General features: G+C 72.1%; 19 protein-coding genes and 1 pseudogene. 7 read left to right on the forward strand and 13 right to left on the reverse strand.

Annotated elements, in window-relative coordinates:
* Positions 1-86: 86 nt before the first annotated feature.
* The 3 genes from MUY22_RS46820 to MUY22_RS46830 all read left to right on the forward strand — a co-directional run bounded on the left by MUY22_RS46820 (position 87) and on the right by MUY22_RS46830 (position 2,798).
* Positions 87-623: a toxin-antitoxin system HicB family antitoxin gene (locus MUY22_RS46820; protein WP_247054661.1), complete on the forward strand. Its 537-nt coding sequence runs from the start codon at positions 87-89 to the stop codon at positions 621-623.
* A gap of 12 nt (positions 624-635) precedes the next feature.
* A complete protein-coding gene (locus MUY22_RS46825; protein WP_247054663.1) occupies positions 636-1,637 on the forward strand; it encodes a DUF4097 family beta strand repeat-containing protein in 1,002 nt (333 codons plus the stop codon).
* A 78-nt stretch (positions 1,638-1,715) separates the two neighbouring features.
* Positions 1,716-2,798, forward strand: coding sequence for an ADP-ribosylglycohydrolase family protein (locus MUY22_RS46830; RefSeq protein WP_247054665.1), 1,083 nt, complete (start codon positions 1,716-1,718; stop codon positions 2,796-2,798).
* Here MUY22_RS46830 and MUY22_RS46835 read toward each other — a convergent pair.
* The gene (locus tag MUY22_RS46835) at positions 2,795-3,448 is read right to left on the reverse strand and encodes an alpha/beta fold hydrolase (protein ID WP_247054667.1); all 654 of its coding nucleotides are present in this window, start codon (positions 3,446-3,448) and stop codon (positions 2,795-2,797) included. The genes MUY22_RS46830 and MUY22_RS46835 overlap by 4 nt on opposite strands.
* A gap of 191 nt (positions 3,449-3,639) precedes the next feature.
* On the opposite strand from MUY22_RS46835, the gene MUY22_RS46840 reads away from it, so the two are divergent.
* Positions 3,640-4,236, forward strand: a complete 597-nt coding sequence (locus tag MUY22_RS46840) for a TetR/AcrR family transcriptional regulator (protein ID WP_247054669.1) — start codon at positions 3,640-3,642, stop codon at positions 4,234-4,236.
* A gap of 107 nt (positions 4,237-4,343) precedes the next feature.
* Here MUY22_RS46840 and MUY22_RS46845 read toward each other — a convergent pair whose 3' ends face one another.
* A complete protein-coding gene (locus MUY22_RS46845) occupies positions 4,344-5,558 on the reverse strand; it encodes a winged helix-turn-helix domain-containing protein (protein ID WP_247054671.1) in 1,215 nt (404 codons plus the stop codon).
* A 60-nt stretch (positions 5,559-5,618) separates the two neighbouring features.
* Between MUY22_RS46845 and MUY22_RS46850 the strand changes: the two genes are divergently transcribed.
* Positions 5,619-6,176 carry a GNAT family N-acetyltransferase gene (locus MUY22_RS46850; protein ID WP_247054673.1) on the forward strand — a complete coding sequence of 186 codons (558 nt, stop codon included), beginning with the start codon at positions 5,619-5,621 and terminating at the stop codon, positions 6,174-6,176.
* A 66-nt stretch (positions 6,177-6,242) separates the two neighbouring features.
* Here MUY22_RS46850 and MUY22_RS49890 read toward each other — a convergent pair.
* Positions 6,243-6,788 (reverse strand): annotated as a pseudogene (locus MUY22_RS49890) (GtrA family protein); the annotation flags it as partial.
* A 1-nt stretch (position 6,789) separates the two neighbouring features.
* On the opposite strand from MUY22_RS49890, the gene MUY22_RS46860 reads away from it, so the two are divergent.
* A complete protein-coding gene (locus tag MUY22_RS46860; protein ID WP_247054675.1) occupies positions 6,790-7,308 on the forward strand; it encodes a hypothetical protein in 519 nt (172 codons plus the stop codon).
* A gap of 148 nt (positions 7,309-7,456) precedes the next feature.
* Here MUY22_RS46860 and MUY22_RS46865 read toward each other — a convergent pair whose 3' ends face one another.
* The 9 genes from MUY22_RS46865 to truB form a co-directional block, all read right to left on the reverse strand.
* On the reverse strand, positions 7,457-7,903 hold the full coding sequence (locus tag MUY22_RS46865) for a tetratricopeptide repeat protein (RefSeq protein ID WP_247054677.1): 447 nt from the start codon (positions 7,901-7,903) through the stop codon (positions 7,457-7,459).
* Positions 7,900-8,640: a 4-hydroxy-tetrahydrodipicolinate reductase gene (gene dapB / locus MUY22_RS46870; RefSeq protein ID WP_247054679.1), complete on the reverse strand. Its 741-nt coding sequence runs from the start codon at positions 8,638-8,640 to the stop codon at positions 7,900-7,902. The genes MUY22_RS46865 and dapB overlap by 4 nt, the downstream gene beginning before the upstream one ends.
* A complete protein-coding gene (locus tag MUY22_RS46875) occupies positions 8,637-10,001 on the reverse strand; it encodes a pitrilysin family protein (protein WP_247054681.1) in 1,365 nt (454 codons plus the stop codon). Before MUY22_RS46875 ends, dapB begins: the two co-directional genes overlap by 4 nt.
* 95 nt (positions 10,002-10,096) lie before the next feature.
* Complete coding sequence (locus tag MUY22_RS46880) at positions 10,097-12,337, reverse strand: polyribonucleotide nucleotidyltransferase (protein WP_247054683.1); 2,241 nt, start codon at positions 12,335-12,337, stop codon at positions 10,097-10,099.
* A gap of 239 nt (positions 12,338-12,576) precedes the next feature.
* Positions 12,577-12,846 carry a 30S ribosomal protein S15 gene (gene rpsO / locus MUY22_RS46885; RefSeq protein ID WP_003084034.1) on the reverse strand — a complete coding sequence of 90 codons (270 nt, stop codon included), beginning with the start codon at positions 12,844-12,846 and terminating at the stop codon, positions 12,577-12,579.
* A 144-nt stretch (positions 12,847-12,990) separates the two neighbouring features.
* Positions 12,991-13,494, reverse strand: a complete 504-nt coding sequence (locus MUY22_RS46890; RefSeq protein ID WP_247054685.1) for a 2'-5' RNA ligase family protein — start codon at positions 13,492-13,494, stop codon at positions 12,991-12,993.
* Positions 13,494-13,967: a helix-turn-helix transcriptional regulator gene (locus MUY22_RS46895; RefSeq protein WP_247054687.1), complete on the reverse strand. Its 474-nt coding sequence runs from the start codon at positions 13,965-13,967 to the stop codon at positions 13,494-13,496. The genes MUY22_RS46890 and MUY22_RS46895 overlap by 1 nt, the downstream gene beginning before the upstream one ends.
* A gap of 123 nt (positions 13,968-14,090) precedes the next feature.
* The gene (locus MUY22_RS46900) at positions 14,091-15,053 is read right to left on the reverse strand and encodes a bifunctional riboflavin kinase/FAD synthetase (protein WP_247054689.1); all 963 of its coding nucleotides are present in this window, start codon (positions 15,051-15,053) and stop codon (positions 14,091-14,093) included.
* 27 nt (positions 15,054-15,080) lie between these two features.
* Positions 15,081-15,986 carry a tRNA pseudouridine(55) synthase TruB gene (gene truB, locus MUY22_RS46905; protein ID WP_256475192.1) on the reverse strand — a complete coding sequence of 302 codons (906 nt, stop codon included), beginning with the start codon at positions 15,984-15,986 and terminating at the stop codon, positions 15,081-15,083.
* A gap of 115 nt (positions 15,987-16,101) precedes the next feature.
* Here truB and MUY22_RS46910 point away from each other — a divergent pair, with 115 nt between their 5' ends.
* Complete coding sequence (locus tag MUY22_RS46910) at positions 16,102-16,608, forward strand: GNAT family N-acetyltransferase (RefSeq protein WP_371827553.1); 507 nt, start codon at positions 16,102-16,104, stop codon at positions 16,606-16,608.
* On the opposite strand, the gene MUY22_RS46915 is transcribed toward MUY22_RS46910, so the two are convergent.
* Positions 16,579-17,904, reverse strand: a complete 1,326-nt coding sequence (locus MUY22_RS46915) for a nitrate/nitrite transporter (protein WP_247054694.1) — start codon at positions 17,902-17,904, stop codon at positions 16,579-16,581. The two genes, MUY22_RS46910 and MUY22_RS46915, sit on opposite strands and share 30 nt — an antisense overlap.
* Positions 17,905-18,132: the final 228 nt, after the last annotated feature.

The following is an 18,132-nucleotide window of genomic DNA, read 5'->3' on the forward strand; positions in this document are numbered from 1 at the left end:
GGCGGCCACTCCCGGGCGACACATGACACCAGCCTTGACACCGCGATCGCCTTGACCGATGTCAGAATTGACGTCATAGTGGTGTCATGGACCTGACGCCGTACATCGCCAACCTCCGCGAGGACCTCGCGAACACGGCCTCCGCCGGGGATGAGCACACCCGGCGTGCGGCCGCCCTGCTGTCGGCCGCGCTCGAACCGGCGGTCCGCCTGACGCTGATGAACGCGCTCGCGGACCTCGCCGCCGAGGTCACCGCCAGCCTACCCGGCCAAGTCGTCGACGTCCGGCTCGACGGCCGCGACGTCCGCGTGGTCGTCACCGGCGCCGCGGAGGAACCGGCACCCCGGGCGACACCACGTGACACCACACCACCACCACCGATCGACACCGGTGACATCACGCGCATCACGCTGCGGCTGGTCGACCAGATCAAGGGCCAGGCCGAGCGGGCCGCGCAGGCGCAGGGCGTCTCGCTGAACACCTTCGTCTCCCAGGCGGTCCAGGGCGCGCTGGGCCACGGCGGGCTCGGCGGCAGCGGCCTGGGCGGGCTGGGCGGCGGGCGCAAGCACCACTCCAAGAGCGACCAGAGCGGCTCCCGCCTGCACGGCTGGGTCGAGGGCTGAGGGGAAACGACCATGAGCGAAGAGCAGACGACACCGAACGAAACACCGCCCGCCTCGGAGGTTCCGGCCGACGAGACTCCTACCGAACAGGCCTCTGCTGAAGAGGCCCGCACCGACGAGACCACGGCCGACGGCTTGGTGCGCGTCCAGGAGTTCGAGGCCGGCGGGCCGCTCGAGCTGGACGTCGCCGTGACGATCGGGCGCGTGGAACTGGTGCTGGACCGCGAGTCCGGCGCCCGCGTCGAGCTGCGGCACGACCAGGGCGAGCAGCAGCCGTGGGTGGAGGGCGTCAACAACCTGCTGTCCTGGGTCGGCGAGCGCTTCGGCGACCAGCTGGGCGTCGACCCGACGGCCTCCCCCGCCGAAGCGGTGAAGCAGAGCCGGATCGAGAAGCTGGGCAACCGCCTGGTCGTCCAGGCGCCGAAGGCGTGGCAGCTGCGCAACGTCGCGCTGTCGGTGACCGTGCACGCGCCGGCGGGTTCGCACGTCGAGGTGCGGGCGGGCGCGGCGGACGTCACCGTCGCCGGCTCGGCCGGGCGCGTCGACGTGCTGACCGGCTCCGGCGAGGTGAAGCTCGACCGGGCCGACGGCGCGGCGACCGTGCGCACCGGCAGCGGCGCCATCAAGCTCGGCCCGACGCTCGGCGGCCTGCAGCTGCGCAGCGGCAGCGGCAACGTCGAGGCGACGTCGCTGGCCGGCTCGGCGACGCTGGCGACCGGCACGGGCGACGTCTGGCTGGGCGCGGTGACCGGCGAGGTGATGGCCCGCACCGGCAGCGGCGACCTCTCGGTGGCCGACGCCGGCGCCGGCACGCTCGACCTGATCACCGGGTCCGGCGAGGTCCGCATCGGCATCCGCGGCGGCACGACCGCCGAGGTCGACCTGACCTCCAGCGGCGGCCGCGTCTCCAGTGAGCTGGACGTCGCCGGCGCCGCCCCCGCGGGCGGCGTGACGCTGAAGGTCCGCGCCCGCACGGGCTCCGGCAACGCCGTGGTGACGCGCGCGGCCGGCTGAATGAGGGGGTGACGGGCCGTTCCCGGTGGGGGTACCGGGAACGGCCCGTTCTTCACGTCCGGGTGCCAGGATGGCGGCATGACGGTGGAGACCGAGCGCGCGGTGTACCGGGCGCGGCTGCGCGGGTGCCTGCTGGGCGGCGCGATCGGCGACGCGCTGGGCAACCCGGTCGAGTTCCAGGCCCTCGCGGCGATCCGGCGGCCGGTCGGCCTGGTGGCGAACGCCGAGGGCGTCGCGGAGATCACCGACGACACGCAGATGACGCTGTTCAGCCTCGAAGGCTTCCACCGCGGCTGGGTCCGCGCGCAGGCGAAGGGCATCGGCGGCGCGCTGGCGCAGCTGGTGCACGACGCGTACCTGCGCTGGCTCGACACGCAGGAGCACCCGGCACCGCCACCCGCGGAAGACCGGCGGCACCGGGCCGGGCAGCTGCGGCTGGAGCCGTGGCTCTACGCGCGGCGGGCGCCGGGTTCGGCGTGTCTCTCCGGTCTTCGCGCGGCCTACACCCCGGACGCGTTCGCCGAGCCGGACGGCCGGCCGGGTCCGGTGAACCCGGACTCGAAGGGCTGCGGCACGGTGATGCGCTCGGCGCCGTTCGGGTTCGCCGGCGGCGCGCGGCACGCCTACGTCGTCGCGGCGAACTGCGCGCGGATCACCCACGGCCACCCGACCGGCTACCACGCGGCGGGCGCGTTCGCGGCGATGATCGCGTACCTGCTCGAAGGCGAGTCCCTGGAAGCGGCGGTGCTGCGGTCGATGCGGCTGCTCGCGCGCTACCCGGCGCACGAGGAGACGCTGGCCGCGTTGCGCCGGGCCCTGGAGCTGGCCGACGCGGGCGACGCGACGCCGGAGAAGGTGGAGTCCCTCGGCGGTGGCTGGGTGGCCGAAGAGGCGCTGGCGATCGCCGTCTACGCGGCGCTGGCGCCGGTGAGCGTGCCGGACGCGCACCCGGAGTCGACGTTCCGCGCCCGGCTCCGGCTGGCCGTCACGCACTCCGGGGACAGTGATTCGACGGGGTCGATCTGCGGAAACCTGCTCGGCGCACGGCACGGCGACGACGTGCTGCCGTGGGACTGGGTGTCCCTTGTGGAGGGTCGCGCGACGATCGCGCGGCTGGCGGACGACTTCGCGACGGAATCGGCGCAGGCGCGCGGGTACTAGGCGAGGAACCCCGCGACCTCGGCGAGCCACTTCTCCGGCGCCCGCCGGTGGATGCGGTGACCGGCGTCGAGGGTCGTGACGACGGCGTCCGGCAGCGCTTGGGCCAGGAGCCCGTACCGCGACTGGTCGAGGTGGCTCGTCTCGCCGCCGGCGAGAATCAGCGCCGGGGCGGTGATCGACGGCAGCCCGGCCCACCACGCCTCTTGGGGTTCACGCAGCCCGGCGACGACGTCGCGCAGCATCCGCGGGTCGAACCGGCCGCGTCCCAGGAAAGCGAGCGCGCGCATCGCGAACCCGGCACGCTGCTGCCGGGCCGGCGGCGCGTCCTGGAGGTTTCGCCTCGGCACCGGCGGCTCTTCGAGCACCAGCCGCGTGACCCGGTCCGGCTGGGACGCGGCGACCATGCTCGCGGTGAAGGCGCCGAGCGAGTGCCCGACGAGCACGACCCGCTCCAGCGCCAGCCGGTCCAGCTCGGCGAGGACGGCGTCGCGGAAGGCCGTCAGCGGGTAGGCGCTTCGCCGAGGGGCGCCGCGATGGCCCGGCAACGTCGGGCAGTGCACGCGGTAGCCGAGTTCGGCCAGCCGCGGTGTCAGCTCCGCCCAGGTGCCCGGACCGCTGGCGGCGGCGTGCAGGCAGACGAGGTCGGTCACGGTCTCCCCCTTTTGAAGTGACGGCGCGCATCCCGTGGCCGAGGCGGTGGGATGCGCGCCGTCGTCGCACCGATCGGCGGGAAAGTCCCCGGCACCAGCGCGGTGCCGCCCTCGCTTCCCCGGCCGGCTCGGTCCTCCCCTTGCGCCGCCGAATATAGCAACCGATCGGTCGTAAGTTAAAGTGCTATCTCATGAGTCCGCGAAGATCGGCTGTCGATACGCGTCACACCCGCGAGCGGATCATCGAGCACGGCGTCGCGCTGGCCTCGACGGAAGGCCTCGATGGCCTGACGATCGGCCGGCTCGCGACCGAGCTGGGGATGAGCAAGGCCGGCGTCCTCGGGCACTTCGGCACGAAGGAGGGCCTGCAGCTGGCGGTCGTCGACGCGGCGGCGGCGCTGTTCACCCGCGAGGTCCCCGAACGCGCCCGGCCGGCACCCCCGGGCCTGCCCCGGCTGCGGTCGGTGTGCGAGGCATGGATCGCGTACCTGGAGCGGGACATCCTGCCGGGCGGCGACTTCTTCACAGCGGCGGCCTCCGAGTTCGACGGCCGCGGCGGCCCGGTACGCGACGCGATCAAAGGGCTCACGGAACTATGGCACCGCGACGTCCGGCTGCACATCCAGCTCGCGATCTCCGAGGGCGAGCTGCCCGCGGGGACGGACACGGACCAGCTGCTCCACGACCTGGTGGGCGTGATGCTGGCGCTGAACCTGTTCCGCCAGCTGCACGAGGTCCCCCAGGCGGGAGCGCGGGCTCGCCACGCGGTGAACGCCCTGCTGGGCTGACGACGGTCCCGGCAAGACGCCTACTCCGACCGCGGCCGGGCTCGCCACCCCAGCCGCGCCGCTGCACGGGTTCGGCCCCGGCCGGACCGGGACAGGTCGGCCGGCCCTCAGCGCACCAGCTTCGTCAGTGCCGGGGCCAGGTCGCCTCGTGCGCCCACCGCCACTCCCGACAGGCCCAGCCACTCCGCCATGTGCCTCAGTTCCGCCGCCAGCTCCGGGAGCAGCCGCGCCAGGTCTGCGCTCTCCTCGGCGAAGGCGCCCTGGACGCGCAAGACACCCGCCGCGCGGTCGGACTTCAGGTCCACCCTGGCTGCCAGCTCGCCGTCCAGCAGGAACGGGAACACGTAGTACCCGTACACCCGCTTCGGCTCCGGGACGTAGATCTCGATGCGGTAGCGGAACCCGAACAGCCGCTCCGTGCGGGCGCGTTCCCAGATCAGCGGGTCGAACGGGCACAGCAGCGCCCGGCCGGTGACCGCGCGGGGGGTCCGCGCCTCGAAGTGGCGGTACGCCGGGGCCTTCCAGCCCCGGACCGCCACCGGCTCCAGCACGCCGGACTCGACCAGCTCCGCCACCGCCTGGCGCGCCGGGGCCGGGCCCAGGCGGTAGTAGTCGCGCAGGTCCGTCTCCGTCGCGACGCCCAACGCGCGCGCGGAACGCTCGATCAGGCCGCGCGCCCCTTCGTCGGCCGACACCGAGATGGCCAGGATCTCCGGCGGGACCACCCGCTCCGTCAGGTCGTACAGCCGCTCGAACGACCGGCGCGTGCCCGTGGTCAGCTGGCCGACGCCGAAGAGGTACTCGCAGACGCGCTTGACCTCCGAGCGCTCCCACCACGACCCCGGGCCGCGGCGCTGCGCGTCCGCCTCGACGCGGGCCTCGATGCCGCCCGCGCCGATCGGGCCCAGCTCCTTGACCACCGACAGGATCTCGTCGACCAGGCCCGGCGACTTCTCGATCAGCGGCCCGTAGTGCTTCCACCAGCCGTCCCGCTTCGCGCCCGACCGGATCAGCGGCCAGTCCTCGACCGGCAGCAGGCTCGCCTCGTGCGCCCACGTCTCCACCAGCAGCCGCGGCTGCTTCGCCGAGTGCGACCACGCCGCGCTGTCCAGCAGCGCGGGGTCGTAGGAACCCAGGCGCGAGAACACCGGCATGTAGTGCGCCCGGACCGCGACGTTCACCGAGTCCAGCTGCAGCAGCTGGACGCGCGAAAGCACGCGTTTCAGGTGCCGCCGCGACGGCACACCGGAGGGACGCGGGTCGGCGAAGCCCTGCGCGGCCAGGAACGTCTTCCGGGCCGTCGCGACACTGATCGTCTGCATGATGACGTCATCGTGCCAGCCACCACCGACAGTTTTCGGCGACCCGATAGATTCGGGTCCATGAGCGACGCCGCCGTCCGCCCCGCCGACCTGTCCGACGCCGCGGAGATCGCCCGCATCCAGCGCGAGACCTGGCACGCCGCCTACGAAGACCTCCTGGGCAAGCAGGCCCTGGCCGAGCTGGACGGCACCGACCTGGTCGGCACCTGGACCGAGGCCATCGACTACCCGAACAGCCAGGTCTACGTCGCCACCGAAGGCGAGTTCACCGTCGGGTTCTGCGTCGCCGGCCTGGCCCCGGACGTCGAGGTCGCCGCCGCCGACGGGTCCCTGCCCGCGGACGCCGACGTCACCGGGCTGATCGCCAACCTGCTCGTCGAGCCGCGCTGGGGACGGCGCGGGCACGCCGGGCGGCTACTCGGGACCGCCGCGGCGGGGCTGCGGGCCGACGGCGCCATGCGCGGCATCGCCTGGGTCGGTCAAGGAGACCACGCCTCGCTCGGCTTCTACCGCCGGGCCGGCTGGAACCCCGACGGCACGGTCCGCACCCTCGACACCGGCGAGCGCATGCTGCGCGAGGTCCGGCTCACCGGCACCCTCGAGCTGTCCCTCGTCTGAGTCCCGGAAGAGCACCCAGCGCATCACGGCGTACATGAAGACGCCCTCGCCGGCGCCCGCCAGCACCCGCGCGAGGTGGTATTCGACGCCGAGCGCGCTCAGTCCCGCGCCCACACCCAGCAGGAACACCGCGTAATTGACGGCGATCGCCCCGATGTAAAGCACGAGCTGCATTCCGACGGCGGCGTGGGAATGGAAGTTGAACGTCCGGTTCAGCACGAAGCTCACCGCGAACGCGCAGCCGTACGCCAGCGTGATGCCGAGCCACACCGGCCAGCCCAGCAGCCCGTGGAAAACGGTCAGCAGGCCCAGGTCGAGGCCGAAGGTGAAGCCGTTGATCAGGCAGAAGCCGAGAAACGTCGGCGCCACGATCCGCGACAGACCCCAGGGGAGAAACCGCACGACGGTCCGGCACCGGGCGCCGAATCGGTCAGCGGGCGTACGAGGTTGTTCGGCGGCCACGCCGTCAGCGTTCCAGCGGGAGGTGGCCGGAAACCGTCCGGCAGGTGATCTTCTGGTGCGGACCACCGGCCGAAGAGTAGGGCCAACCCCAGTGCGCGGAGATTTCGAACTGATAACTTGGAAGACCGGGAGCAAATCAGGAGGTGACACGATGAGCTGGATCCTGCTGACGCTGGGCGTCGCGTTCGGTTCGGCCCTCGTGCCGCTGATCAACGCCGAGGTGTTCCTGATCGGGCTGTGCGCGAGCCACCCGGGCCTGCACTGGCTGTGGCTCGGCGCGGCCGTCGCGGTGGGCCAGATCGCCGGGAAGACGCTGTACTACCTGGCCGCGCGCGGCACCATCAAGCTGCCGAAACCACTGCACGACCGGCTGCACCGCGAGCGCCCGATGACGGCGCGCAAGGTGCGCTGGGAGCTGCGGACGAAGAAGATCCGCGCGCGGGTCGACGCGCTGCGCGAGCGCTGCCACCGCCACCCGCACTGGATGGCCGGCACGTACGGCGTGAGCTCCCTGGTCGGCCTGCCGCCGTTCATGGCGACGAGCGTCCTGGCGGGGCTGGTCCGGATGCGCCTGGCGACGTTCCTGACGGCCGGCCTGACCGGACGCTGGATCCGCTTCAGCCTGATCGCCGCCGCACCCGCGGTGTTCGCGGGCTGGATGCACCACTGACGCCGGCCCGGCCGCGAGTGAAGTCCGTGTGAGGCGATGCATCTTTCCTAGGGAAAGTGACGTCTCACGGGCGGCGCGGCGCATCTTTCCTAGGGAAAGTGACGGCTCACGGGCGGCGCGGCGCAGCTTTCCTGGCGAAAGTGGCGGCTTAGTGGTCGGCGGCTTCCAGCTCCAGGGCCTTCTTCATCGTCTCGCGGGCCCGGCGGCGGTCGCCCGCGATGTCGTAGGCGTACGCGAGCTTGTACCAGGCGCGCCAGTTCTCCTGGTCCGCCTGGACCTCGGCGCGGCGCTGGTCGAACCAGGCGTCGGCCGCGTCGCGGTCGACCCGGCCCGACGGGCGGCGGGGCAGGTCGGAGACGTCCGGGAGCTCGCCCTCGCTGTCCAGCCGGCGGGACAGCCGCTGGATCTGCAGGCCGTTGCGCCAGGTGACCACGACGATCCAGACGCCCAGGATCGGCAGCAGCAGCACGCCGATCCCGAGCGCGATGCCCAGGCCGGTGCCCGACGCGAACAGCGCGAACGCCCGGTCCGCGAGCAGGACCAGGTAAACGACCAGCGCCGCCGTCATCAGCAGCGCGACGTTGCGCGCCTTCACAGGTCGAGCACGTTCTCCAGGCCGACCGTCAGGCCGGGGCGCGTGAGCACCGTGCGCACGCCGAGCAGCACACCCGGCATGAACGACGTCCGGTCCAGGGAGTCGTGGCGGATGGTCAGGGTCTCCCCCTCGCCGCCGAACAGGATCTCCTCGTGCGCGACGAGCCCGGGCAGCCGGACCGAGTGGACGCGGACGTCCTCGACCGTGGCGCCGCGGGCACCGTCCAGTTCGGACGTCGTCGCGTCCGGGCCCGGCGTCACGCCGGCCTCCGCGCGCGCCGCGGCGATCATCCGGGCGGTGTGCGCGGCGGTGCCCGAGGGCGCGTCGGCCTTGCGGTTGTGGTGCAGCTCGATGATCTCGGCCGAGGCGTAGAACTTCGCCGCCTGCGCCGCGAAGCGCATCGCCAGCACCGCGCCCAGCGCGAAGTTCGGCGCGATCAGCACACCCAGCGACGGCTTCGGCGCCAAGAGCCCGCGAAGCTCGGACAGGCGCTCCTCGCTGAAGCCGGTGGTGCCGACGACCGCGTGGATGTCGTGCGCCACCAGGTACTTCAGGTTGTCCATCACGGCGTCGGGGTGGGTGAAGTCGACGACGACCTGGGCCTCGGCCAGCGCCGCGAAGTCGTCGCCGTCGTCCAAAGCGGCGACGACCTTCATGTCTTCGGCGCCTTCGACGGCCTTCACCACCGTCGCGCCCATCCGGCCGCGCGCGCCGAGCACACCGACGTTGATGGTCATGAAGCGATCACCTCGTGCAAGTCATCGGGCAGGTCGTCGGCGTGAGCGTACGGCCCGACGACCGCCGCCGCCGTGACCCCGCCCGGCCGTGCGAACAAAGTGCGAGCGAGCGCACACACCTCGTCGGTGGTGACGGCGTCGATGCGCGCGATCGTGTCGTCGACGCCCAGGTAGTGGGCGTAGTTGAGCTCGTTCTTGCCGATCCGCGACATCCGCGACGACGTGTCCTCCAGGCCCAGCACGATCCCGCCGCGCAGCTGGCCCTTGGCGCGGGCCACCTCGGCGTCGGTCAGGCCGTCGACGCCGACCTTGTCGAGCACCTCGCGGATCACGCCCGCGACGTCACCGAGCTTCTCCGGCTGGCAGCCCGCGTACACGGACATGTGACCGGTGTCGGAGTAGCTCGCGACGGACGAGTACACCTGGTAGGCCAGGCCACGCTGTTCGCGGATCTCCTGGAACAGCCGCGAGCTCATGCCGCCGCCGAGCGCCGCGTTGAGCACCGACAGCGCGAAGCGGCGTTCGTCGTGGCGCGACAGCGACCGCAGGCCGAGCATGACGTGCGCCTGCTCGGTGTCGTCGGTGTGCAGGGCCAGCTTCGGCACGGTCTTGATCCGCGCGCGGCCCTCGCGCGGCGCCACCGGCGTGGCGTCGCCCGCCAACCGGTCGCGAAGAGCCTTGCGCACCAGGCGGAGCACCTGGTTGTGGTCGATGTTCCCGGCCACCGCCAGCACCATCCGCGGCAGCGTGTAGCGGCGCTTGTAGAACCCGCGCAACGCCGCCGGAGACATCTCGATGATCGACTTCTCGGTGCCGAGCACCGGGCGGCCGAGCACGTGGTCGCCGAGGATCGCGCTGACGAACGTCTCGTGCAGCAGGTCTTCCGGGTCGTCGTCGCGCATCGAGATCTCTTCGAGGACGACGCTGCGTTCCATGTCCATGTCGCGGTCGGTGCAGAGCGCGTCGAACACGACGTCGGTGACCAGGTCCACGGCGAGCGGCAGGTCCGCGTCGAGCACCTGCGCGTAGTAGCAGGTGTGCTCCTTCGCGGTGAAGGCGTTGAACTCGCCGCCGACCGCGTCGATCTCCTCGGCGATCTGCTTGGCGTCGCGGTGCGCGGTTCCCTTGAACAGCAGGTGTTCGAGGTAGTGCGCGGCCCCGGCGACGGCGGCCGGTTCGTCGCGCGAGCCGATGCCGACCCACAGCCCGACCGTCGCCGAGCGGGACGCCGGCACGTGCTCGGTGATCACGCGCAGGCCACCGGGCAGAACGCTGCGCTTGACGACCGCACCGTCCGGAGTGGACTCCAGCGTGCGGGTGGTGCCGACGGGCTGCTCGTGCCCGGAAACCTGCCGTGCCATGGGTTCCTTACTCACGATGCCGTGAAGGCCTCCTCACCGGAATCGGCGAGGAGGCCTTCGACGGAACTGCTTGAACCGGACGGAGCCGGGTCTTGTTACGCGTCGGCCTTCTCGGCGTCGGCGGCGGGAGTGGCGGCCGGGGCCTCCTCCTCCTGGACGACGATCAGGCTGATCTTGCCGCGGTTGTCGATGTCGGCGATCTCGACGCGGAGCTTGTCGCCCACGTTGACGACGTCCTCGACCTTGGCGATCCGCTTGCCGTTGCCCAGCTTGGAGATGTGCACCAGGCCGTCCTTGCCCGGCAGCAGCGAGACGAACGCGCCGAACGCGGCCGTCTTCACCACGGTGCCGAGGAAACGCTCCCCGACCTTGGGCAGCTGCGGGTTGGCGATGGCGTTGATCAGGTCGATCGCCGCCTCCGCCGACGGGCCGTCGGCCGCGCCCACGTAGATCGTGCCGTCGTCCTCGATGGAGATGTCGGCACCGGTCTGCTCGGTGATCGAGTTGATCATCTTGCCCTTCGGGCCGATGACCTCGCCGATCTTGTCCACCGGGATCTTCACGCTGGTGACGCGCGGCGAGTACGGGCTCATCTCGTCCGGGCCGTCGATCGCCTCGGCGATGACCTCCAGGATGGTGAGACGGGCGTCCTTCGCCTGCTTCAGCGCGGCGGCGAGCACCTCGGAGGGGATGCCGTCGAGCTTGGTGTCCAGCTGCAGGGCGGTGATGATGTCCTTGGTGCCGGCGACCTTGAAGTCCATGTCGCCCATGGCGTCCTCGGCCCCGAGGATGTCGGTCAGCGCGACGTAGCGGGTCTCGCCGTCGACCTCGTCGGAGATGAGGCCCATCGCGATGCCCGCGACCGGCGCCTTCAGCGGCACACCGGCGTTGTACAGGCCCATGGTGGACGCGCAGACCGAGCCCATCGAGGTCGAGCCGTTGGAGCCCAGCGCCTCGGAGACCTGGCGGATCGCGTACGGGAACTCGTCGCGCTTCGGCAGCACCGGGACCAGGGCGCGCTCGGCGAGCATGCCGTGGCCGATCTCACGCCGCTTCGGCGAACCGACGCGGCCGGTCTCGCCGGTGGAGAACGGCGGGAAGTTGTAGTGGTGCATGTAGCGCTTGTGCGTCTCCGGGGACAGCGAGTCGATCTGCTGCTCCAGGCGAAGCATGTTCAGCGTGGTGACGCCCAGGATCTGGGTTTCCCCGCGCTCGAACAGCGCCGAACCGTGGGCCCGCGGGATCACGGCGACCTCGGCCGAGAGCGACCGGATGTCGGTCAGGCCGCGGCCGTCCATGCGGATCTTGTCCGTGAGGACGCGCTTGCGCATGACCTTCTTGGACAGCGCCTTGAACGCGGCGCCGATCTCCTTCTCGCGGCCCTCGAAGGCTTCGCCCTCGTTGATGCCGACCTTCTCCAGCACGGCGGCCTTGACCTGGTCGGTCGCGGCGTCGCGGTCCTGCTTGCCGGCGATCTGCAGCGCGTTCGCCAGGTCGTCGGTCGCGATCGCGGCGACGGCGTCGAAGGCGTCCTGCTCGTAGGCCAGGAAGACCGGGAACTCGCCGGTCGGCTTGGCGGCCACGTCGGCCAGCTTCTGCTGGGCTTCGCACAGCACCTTGATGAACGGCTTGGACGCTTCGAGGCCCTGCGCGACCGAGACCTCGTCCGGCGCCTTGCCGCCGTCGGCGATCAGGTCGAGCGTGTTCTCGGTGCCCTCGGCCTCGACCATCATGATCGCGACGTCGTCACCGACGATGCGGCCGGCGACGACCATGTTGAAGGTGGCCTTCGCGAGCTGCGACCAGGTCGGGAACGCGACCCACTGGTCCTCGATCAGGGCGACGCGCACGCCGCCGACCGGGCCCGAGAACGGCAGGCCGGCGATCTGGGTCGACGCCGACGCGGCGTTGATGGCCAGCACGTCGTACGGGTCGTCCGGGTTCAGGCTCTGGACGGTGATGACGACCTGGATCTCGTTGCGGAGACCGTCGGTGAACGACGGGCGCAGCGGCCGGTCGATCAGGCGGCAGGTCAGGATCGCGTCGGTCGAGGGACGGCCCTCGCGGCGGAAGAACGCGCCGGGGATGCGGCCGGCCGCGTACATGCGCTCCTCGACGTCCACCGTGAGGGGGAAGAAGTCGAAGTGGTCCTTCGGGTGCTTCGACGCGGTCGTCGCCGAGAGCAGCATGGTCTCTTCGTCGAGGTACGCGACGACGGCGCCGGCGGCCTGCTTGGCCAGGCGGCCCGTCTCGAAGCGGACGGTGCGGGTGCCGAAACGGCCGTTGTCGATCACGGCTTCTGCTTCGTGCACGGTGACTCCGGTGGAGTCGGTCATAGGGTGTTTCTCCTCTTTAGTTCCTTCGTACGACGCGAGTCTCCCACCCTGGGACCCGTTTCGCCGGGGACGCTCGAGGAGTGATGCCGGTCTTCGATCGAAGTCCCCGGGACTCTTCCCGGGAACCACTACCGAGGACCGGCGGACGGTTCCTCGTGCGCGCTCGCGCCGTTCTTCTCTCGAACTGTGTTCTCGAACCGAGGGGGAGCGACCGGCGGCCACTCCCCCTCGGGTTCAAGCTATCGGCGCAGGCCGAGGCGCTGGATCAGCGCACGGTAACGCTCGATGTCCACCTTCATCACGTAGTTCAGCAGCCGGCGGCGACGGCCGACCAGCAGCAGGAGCCCGCGACGCGAGTGGTGGTCGTGCTTGTGAGCCTTGAGGTGCTCGGTGAGGCCGACGATCCGCTTGGTCAGCAGCGCGACCTGGGCCTCGGGGGATCCCGTGTCCGAGTCGTGCACGCCGTACTCGGCCAGGATCGACTTCTTCTCTTCGGTGGACAGCGCCACTTGTGTTACTCCTCGAGATGATCAGTGCCGTGCGGCCCCGGTCGCGGAATGAACGCCGGGAAGTCGGTCACGGCCGCCACGGACTGCAGCCGGACCCGATCACGACGTTACCATTCTGGCCACGTGCCACTCTGAGCAGGGCCTTCAGGCGCGATCCAGCTCGAACTCGCGGGCCACCCGGTAGCGGGTTCCGCCCGGTTCGCGCTCGCTGGTCATCAGCGCCACGCGCGTGGCCTGCCAGTTCCGGCTCGTGAAACCGGCCAGCCGCGACGTCCAACGCTCGGCGAGCCCGGGTTCTTCCCGGGGGAACCGCGCCAGCGTCAGGTGGGCCCGGTACGGCCTCGCCTCGGCGCCGGCGCCCGCGGCGTGCGCGAGCGGCGTCAGCTCCGATCCGGCGACAGTCAACCACAGCACCCCGGGGAACGTCGCGGCCTTTTCCAGCCGGACGTCGACGGCGCGGCGGCCGGCCAGCCGGTCCGCGAGCCACGCTCCCCGGGTGCCGGCGTCGTCCCGGCCGTAGTAGGCGAGCGTGACGTGCCACCTCTCCGGCGGCTCCCAGGCCAGACCGCCGGCCGGGTCGCCCAGGGCCCCGGCGACCGCGTCGACGACGTCGCCGGGCGGGAGCAGGGCGCTGAACAGGGCCGGCATCAGCCGCCGTGACCGGCCCGGCGGAGCAGGTCGGCGATCGCCGGGAAGTCGTCGTCGAGCCGCTTGGCGGCCTCGCCCAGGTCCTCGTCCTCGGCCAGGTCGCGCAGGTAGGCCAGGACGGCCTGGTCCTCGTTGACCACCGGGATGTTGTCGCGCCCGACGGTGGGCCGGGAGTCGCGGACGTCCTCCATCGCGGCCAGCATCGCGTCGCGGTTGCCGGCGGCGACCTCGGGGACCAGGATCTTGCGTTCGAGCATGATCATCCTGGCCAGCACGACCGGGTTGCCGATCTTCGCGCGCCGCCCGCTCATCACCTGGCTGAGCATGGGGGCGCTGATGCCGAGGACCTCGGCCAGGAACGCCTGCGAAACGTCGAAGGCGACGACGAGCCGGCGCACGCGGTCGCCCAGGGGCTCCCCGTACCACTCGCGCTGCAGCGCGATGTTCCGCTGGACGATCTTGTGGTCCTCCACCAGTTCCGCTCCCCTAAACCGCTTCTTCGCCCGCTCAGTCTGCACGCACACTGTCCGTGAGCATCTTGCCATCACGATCACGTCCGTGAACGCGAAATCCCCCTTTTCGCCCCGGTCGAGGCGCTACCCCGCGTCCGGGAGGGCCTTTCTGGTCTCGACGACGTCCTCGTCGATCTGGGCGACCAGCCCGGCCGAGTCCGCGAACCGCACCTGGTCGCGCAGCCGGGTGCCGAAGTCGATCGCGACGTGCTGGCCGTAGAAGTCCTCGTCGACGTCGAGGACGAACGCCTCGACGGTCCGCTCGCGCCCGGAGAACGTCGGGTTGGTGCCCACCGAGACCGCGGCGCGCAGCCGGCGCGACGGGTCCGCCGAGCGGGTGAACCAGGCGCTGTATACGCCGTCGGCCGGGACGGCGGCGAACCGCGGGGTCGACAGGTTCGCCGTCGGGTAGCCGAGCTCGTGGCCCCGGCCGTCACCGCGCACGACGATGCCTTCGAGCCGGTGCGGGCGGCCGAGCGCCTCGGCGGCGGCCACGACGTCCCCGGCGTCGATGCAGGAGCGGACGTACGTGCTCGAGAACGTGATGGCCGACTGGTCCTCTTCGGACAGTTCCTTGCCCTGCAGCTCCGCGCCGTAGGCGGCGAAGCCGAAGCGGCGGCCGAGGGTGCGCAGCAGCCCGACGGTGCCGGCGGCCTTGGCCCCGAAGGTGAAGTTGTCGCCGACGATCACCGCGGCCGCGTGCAGCCGGTCGACCAGCACCTCGTGCACGAACTCCTCCGGCTGCAGCCGGGACAGCTCCAAGGTGAACGGCAGCACGCAGAAGACGTCGACGCCGAGGCCCTCGACGAGCTCCGCCTTGCGCCGCAACGTGGTCAGCTGCGCCGGGTGGCTCCCCGGGCGCAGCACCTCCGACGGGTGCGGGTCGAACGTCAGCACCACGCTCGGCACGTCGCGCTCCGCGGCCGCGGCCACGGTCCGGTTGATCAGCTCCTGGTGCCCGCGGTGCACGCCGTCGAACACGCCGATGGTGACCACGCACCGTCCCCAGCCGCCGGGAAGGTCCCCCAGCCCACGCCACCGCAGCACGTCACACTCCCGTCTTCTCGGACCACCCTAGGCGGGCAGCAACACGACCACTGCTCGGGACACGCCTTCTTCGTCGGCGGCCAGCGCCAGCACCTTGCCGTCGGGGCCGAACAGGCCGTAGGTGCCCTCGACCCCGGCCGCCGGGATGCGCTGGCCGTGGCGGACCGCCTTGGCCGTCGCGGCGTCGAGGTCGCGCCGCGGGAAGGCGGCGGCGACGGCGGCGTCGAGGTCCAGGCTCAGCTCGGGCGCCTCTTCCAGCTGGTCCAGCGTGCGCGCCTTCGCGAGCGAGAACGGGCCGACCGTGGTGCGCCGCAGCGCCATCAGGTGACCGCCGACGCCGAGGTCGGCGCCCAAGTCGCGGGCCAGCGCGCGGACGTAGGTGCCCGACGAGCACTCGACGACGGCGTCGACCTCGACGTGGTCGTCCTCGTGGCGGATGCCCAGGACGTCGAAGCGGTAGATCGTGACCGGGCGCGGCGGGATGACGACGTCCTCCCCCGCGCGGACCCGGGCGTAGGCGCGCTTGCCGTCGATCTTGACGGCGCTGACCGCGCTGGGCACCTGCTGGATGGGGCCGGTGAGCTTCGCGATCCCGGCGGCGATCGCCGCGTCGGTGACGCCGCCGGTCTCCGCGGTGGTGAGGATCTCGCCCTCGGCGTCGTCGGTCGTGGTGCTGCTGCCCAGCGACAGCGTCGCGAGGTAGGTCTTGCGGTCGAGCGCCAGGTGGCCGAGCAGCTTGGTGGCGCGCTCGATGCCGAGCACCAGCACGCCGGTCGCCATCGGGTCGAGCGTGCCGGCGTGCCCGACCTTGCGGGTGCCCATGAAACGGCGGGCGCGGGCGACGACGTCGTGCGACGTCATCCCGGCGGGCTTGTCGACGATCAGGAGACCGGGCGGCGGGGCGGGACGGCGGGGCGGTTTGGGGCTCGACACGCGGCAAACCCTAGCGGCCGCTGATCGTCGGCCGATCGGGTGCGTTCGGGCGGCGCGATCGGCGTCCCCGGTAGGGCAGCCGGGTGCTTGAGCGGCGGCGCGGCACAGGGCCAGGATGAGGGGCGTGGCGAAGATCGAAGTCCGGCCCGCGAGGGCCGCCGAGTTCGAAGCCGTCGCCGGGCTGCGGTGGCGGTGGGTCGCCGAGCGGGACGGCCTGCCCGGCGCCGCGCGCGCCGGGTTCGTGCGGGAGTTCGCCGCCTGGGCGCGGGACCACACGACCAGCCACCGGTGCCTGGTCGTGGTGCGCGAGGACCAGGTGATCGGGATGGCGTTCCTGGCGATCACCGCGCGCGTGCCGACGCCGACGGCGTTCACCCGGGCCGCCGGCGACGTGCAGAGCGTCTACATCTCGCCGGAGGCGCGCGACGGCGGTCTCGGCGGCCTGCTCATCAACGCGATCCTGCGCCTGGCCGCGGATCTCGGGCTCGAGCGCGTCACGGTGCACTCGTCGAAGCGCGCCGTGCCGGCCTACGAGCGGCGCGGGTTCGCCGTGGCCCGGCACCTCATGCAGGCCGAGGTGCCGCCGGGCCGATCAAGCGGCCACGATCGGCGTCTCCGGTAGGGCCGCGTCCCAGCGGCGGCGGGTGATCCGGACCGGGACCTCCTCGCCGCGGGCCGCGGCGAGGAACAGGTGGGTGCGGGTGCGCCGCCACCACACGAGCATCCGGGACGTCCCGATCGCCAGGAGCACCACGATCGCCAGCAGCGACCACCGGAAGTTCCCGCCGGTCCACTGCAGCAGCACGCCGACCGCGAGCGCGGCGATCGTCGTCGCCACGAAGCCGCCGACGTTGACCACGCCGGTCGCCGTGCCGACGCGGCTGAGCGGGTTGTAGTCGCGGGCCAGCGCGAAGCCGATCATCGAGGCCGGGCCGCCGAGGGCGAGGAAGGCGAACGCGGGCACCAGCAGCCCCACCGGGACCTGACCGGGCCAGCTCAGCAGCACCGTCCACAGCACCGCGGCGCCGCCGATGTAGCCGCCGACCAGCGGCATCCGCAGCTCCGGGCGACGGCCGATCAGGCCGCCGAGCAGCGGACCGCCGGCCATCGAGCCGAAGACGAACACCGTGAGCAGCGCGCTCGCGGCGGCCTTCGACTGCCCCTGGCCCTGCACCAGCCACGGCACGCCCCACAGCAGCGTCAGCGCGTTCGGCGCGAACATCGTGCTGAAGTGCACCCAGAACCCCAGGCGGGTCCCCGGCGTCCGCCACGCCTCGGCGACCTGGTGGCCGAGCTCGCGCGGGCGGACGGCTTCGCGGACCGGCACCTCGACGCCGGGCGGGACGTCGCGCACCCGCAGCGTCACGACCAGGGTGTAGAGCACGGTCAGCGCGCCGACCGCGAGGAAGGTGGGCGTCCAGCCGGCGCTGTCGAGGACGAGGGACAGCGGGACGGTGGCCGCGAGGTTGCCGATGTAGCCGACGGCCGCGGTGAACGACGTCAGCAGCGCGTACTGGCGGCCCGGGAAGTGGGCCGCGACCAGGCGCAGCACGCTGACGAAGGTGAGCGCGTCGCCGAGGCCCAGCACGCCGCGGGCGAGCAGGCCGAGGCCGTAGGAGTGCGCGACGCCGAGCAGGATCTGGCCGGTCCCGAGGATCAGCACGGCGACGGTGAGCACGCGGCGCGGGCCGTAGCGGTCGACCAGGACGCCGGTCGGGATCTGCATCGCGGCGTAGACGCCGACCTGCAGCACGGTGAACGTGCCGAGCGCGGCCGCGCCGACGCCGAAGCGCTCGGCCGCCTGCAGCCCGGCGACGCCGAAGGAGGTGCGGTGGAACACCGCGAGCAGGTAGACGGTGACGGCGGCGGACCAGATGAGCCAGGACCGGGCGGTGGCGCGGCCGGTGGCGGGCGGCACGGGAACCTCCAGTGACTAGGGGCTTTCGGTACGGGACGCCCTCACTGCCGTCCCCACTACTTGTAGCCCCTGAGCAACGAGGAAACATAGCCGTTACCCCGGTGGCGTTCACCACACGGTTCACCGGCTTTCCCGAATCGGATTCATGTTTTGCGCGTGGCCGGTGACCTCAGCGGAATCGGCCTCGCGAACGGCTGCGCGCGGCGGCGGTGTCGCTGAAGTCACGGG

It is taken from the genome of Amycolatopsis sp. WQ 127309, from assembly GCF_023023025.1.
Classification (GTDB): domain Bacteria; phylum Actinomycetota; class Actinomycetes; order Mycobacteriales; family Pseudonocardiaceae; genus Amycolatopsis.

What these genes read in the sequence shown, in the direction of transcription:
- MUY22_RS46820 (WP_247054661.1), top strand. Translation starts at nt 87, where the DNA reads ATGGACCTGACGCCGTACATCGCCAACCTCCGCGAGGACCTCGCGAAC.
- MUY22_RS46825 (WP_247054663.1), top strand. Translation starts at nt 636, where the DNA reads ATGAGCGAAGAGCAGACGACACCGAACGAAACACCGCCCGCCTCGGAG.
- MUY22_RS46830 (WP_247054665.1), top strand. Translation starts at nt 1,716, where the DNA reads ATGACGGTGGAGACCGAGCGCGCGGTGTACCGGGCGCGGCTGCGCGGG.
- MUY22_RS46840 (WP_247054669.1), top strand. Translation starts at nt 3,640, where the DNA reads ATGAGTCCGCGAAGATCGGCTGTCGATACGCGTCACACCCGCGAGCGG.
- MUY22_RS46845 (WP_247054671.1), bottom strand. Translation starts at nt 5,558, where the DNA reads ATGCAGACGATCAGTGTCGCGACGGCCCGGAAGACGTTCCTGGCCGCG.
- MUY22_RS46850 (WP_247054673.1), top strand. Translation starts at nt 5,619, where the DNA reads ATGAGCGACGCCGCCGTCCGCCCCGCCGACCTGTCCGACGCCGCGGAG.
- MUY22_RS46860 (WP_247054675.1), top strand. Translation starts at nt 6,790, where the DNA reads ATGAGCTGGATCCTGCTGACGCTGGGCGTCGCGTTCGGTTCGGCCCTC.
- dapB (WP_247054679.1), bottom strand. Translation starts at nt 8,640, where the DNA reads ATGACCATCAACGTCGGTGTGCTCGGCGCGCGCGGCCGGATGGGCGCG.
- MUY22_RS46875 (WP_247054681.1), bottom strand. Translation starts at nt 10,001, where the DNA reads ATGGCACGGCAGGTTTCCGGGCACGAGCAGCCCGTCGGCACCACCCGC.
- MUY22_RS46880 (WP_247054683.1), bottom strand. Translation starts at nt 12,337, where the DNA reads ATGACCGACTCCACCGGAGTCACCGTGCACGAAGCAGAAGCCGTGATC.
- MUY22_RS46890 (WP_247054685.1), bottom strand. Translation starts at nt 13,494, where the DNA reads ATGCCGGCCCTGTTCAGCGCCCTGCTCCCGCCCGGCGACGTCGTCGAC.
- MUY22_RS46910 (WP_371827553.1), top strand. Translation starts at nt 16,102, where the DNA reads ATGAGGGGCGTGGCGAAGATCGAAGTCCGGCCCGCGAGGGCCGCCGAG.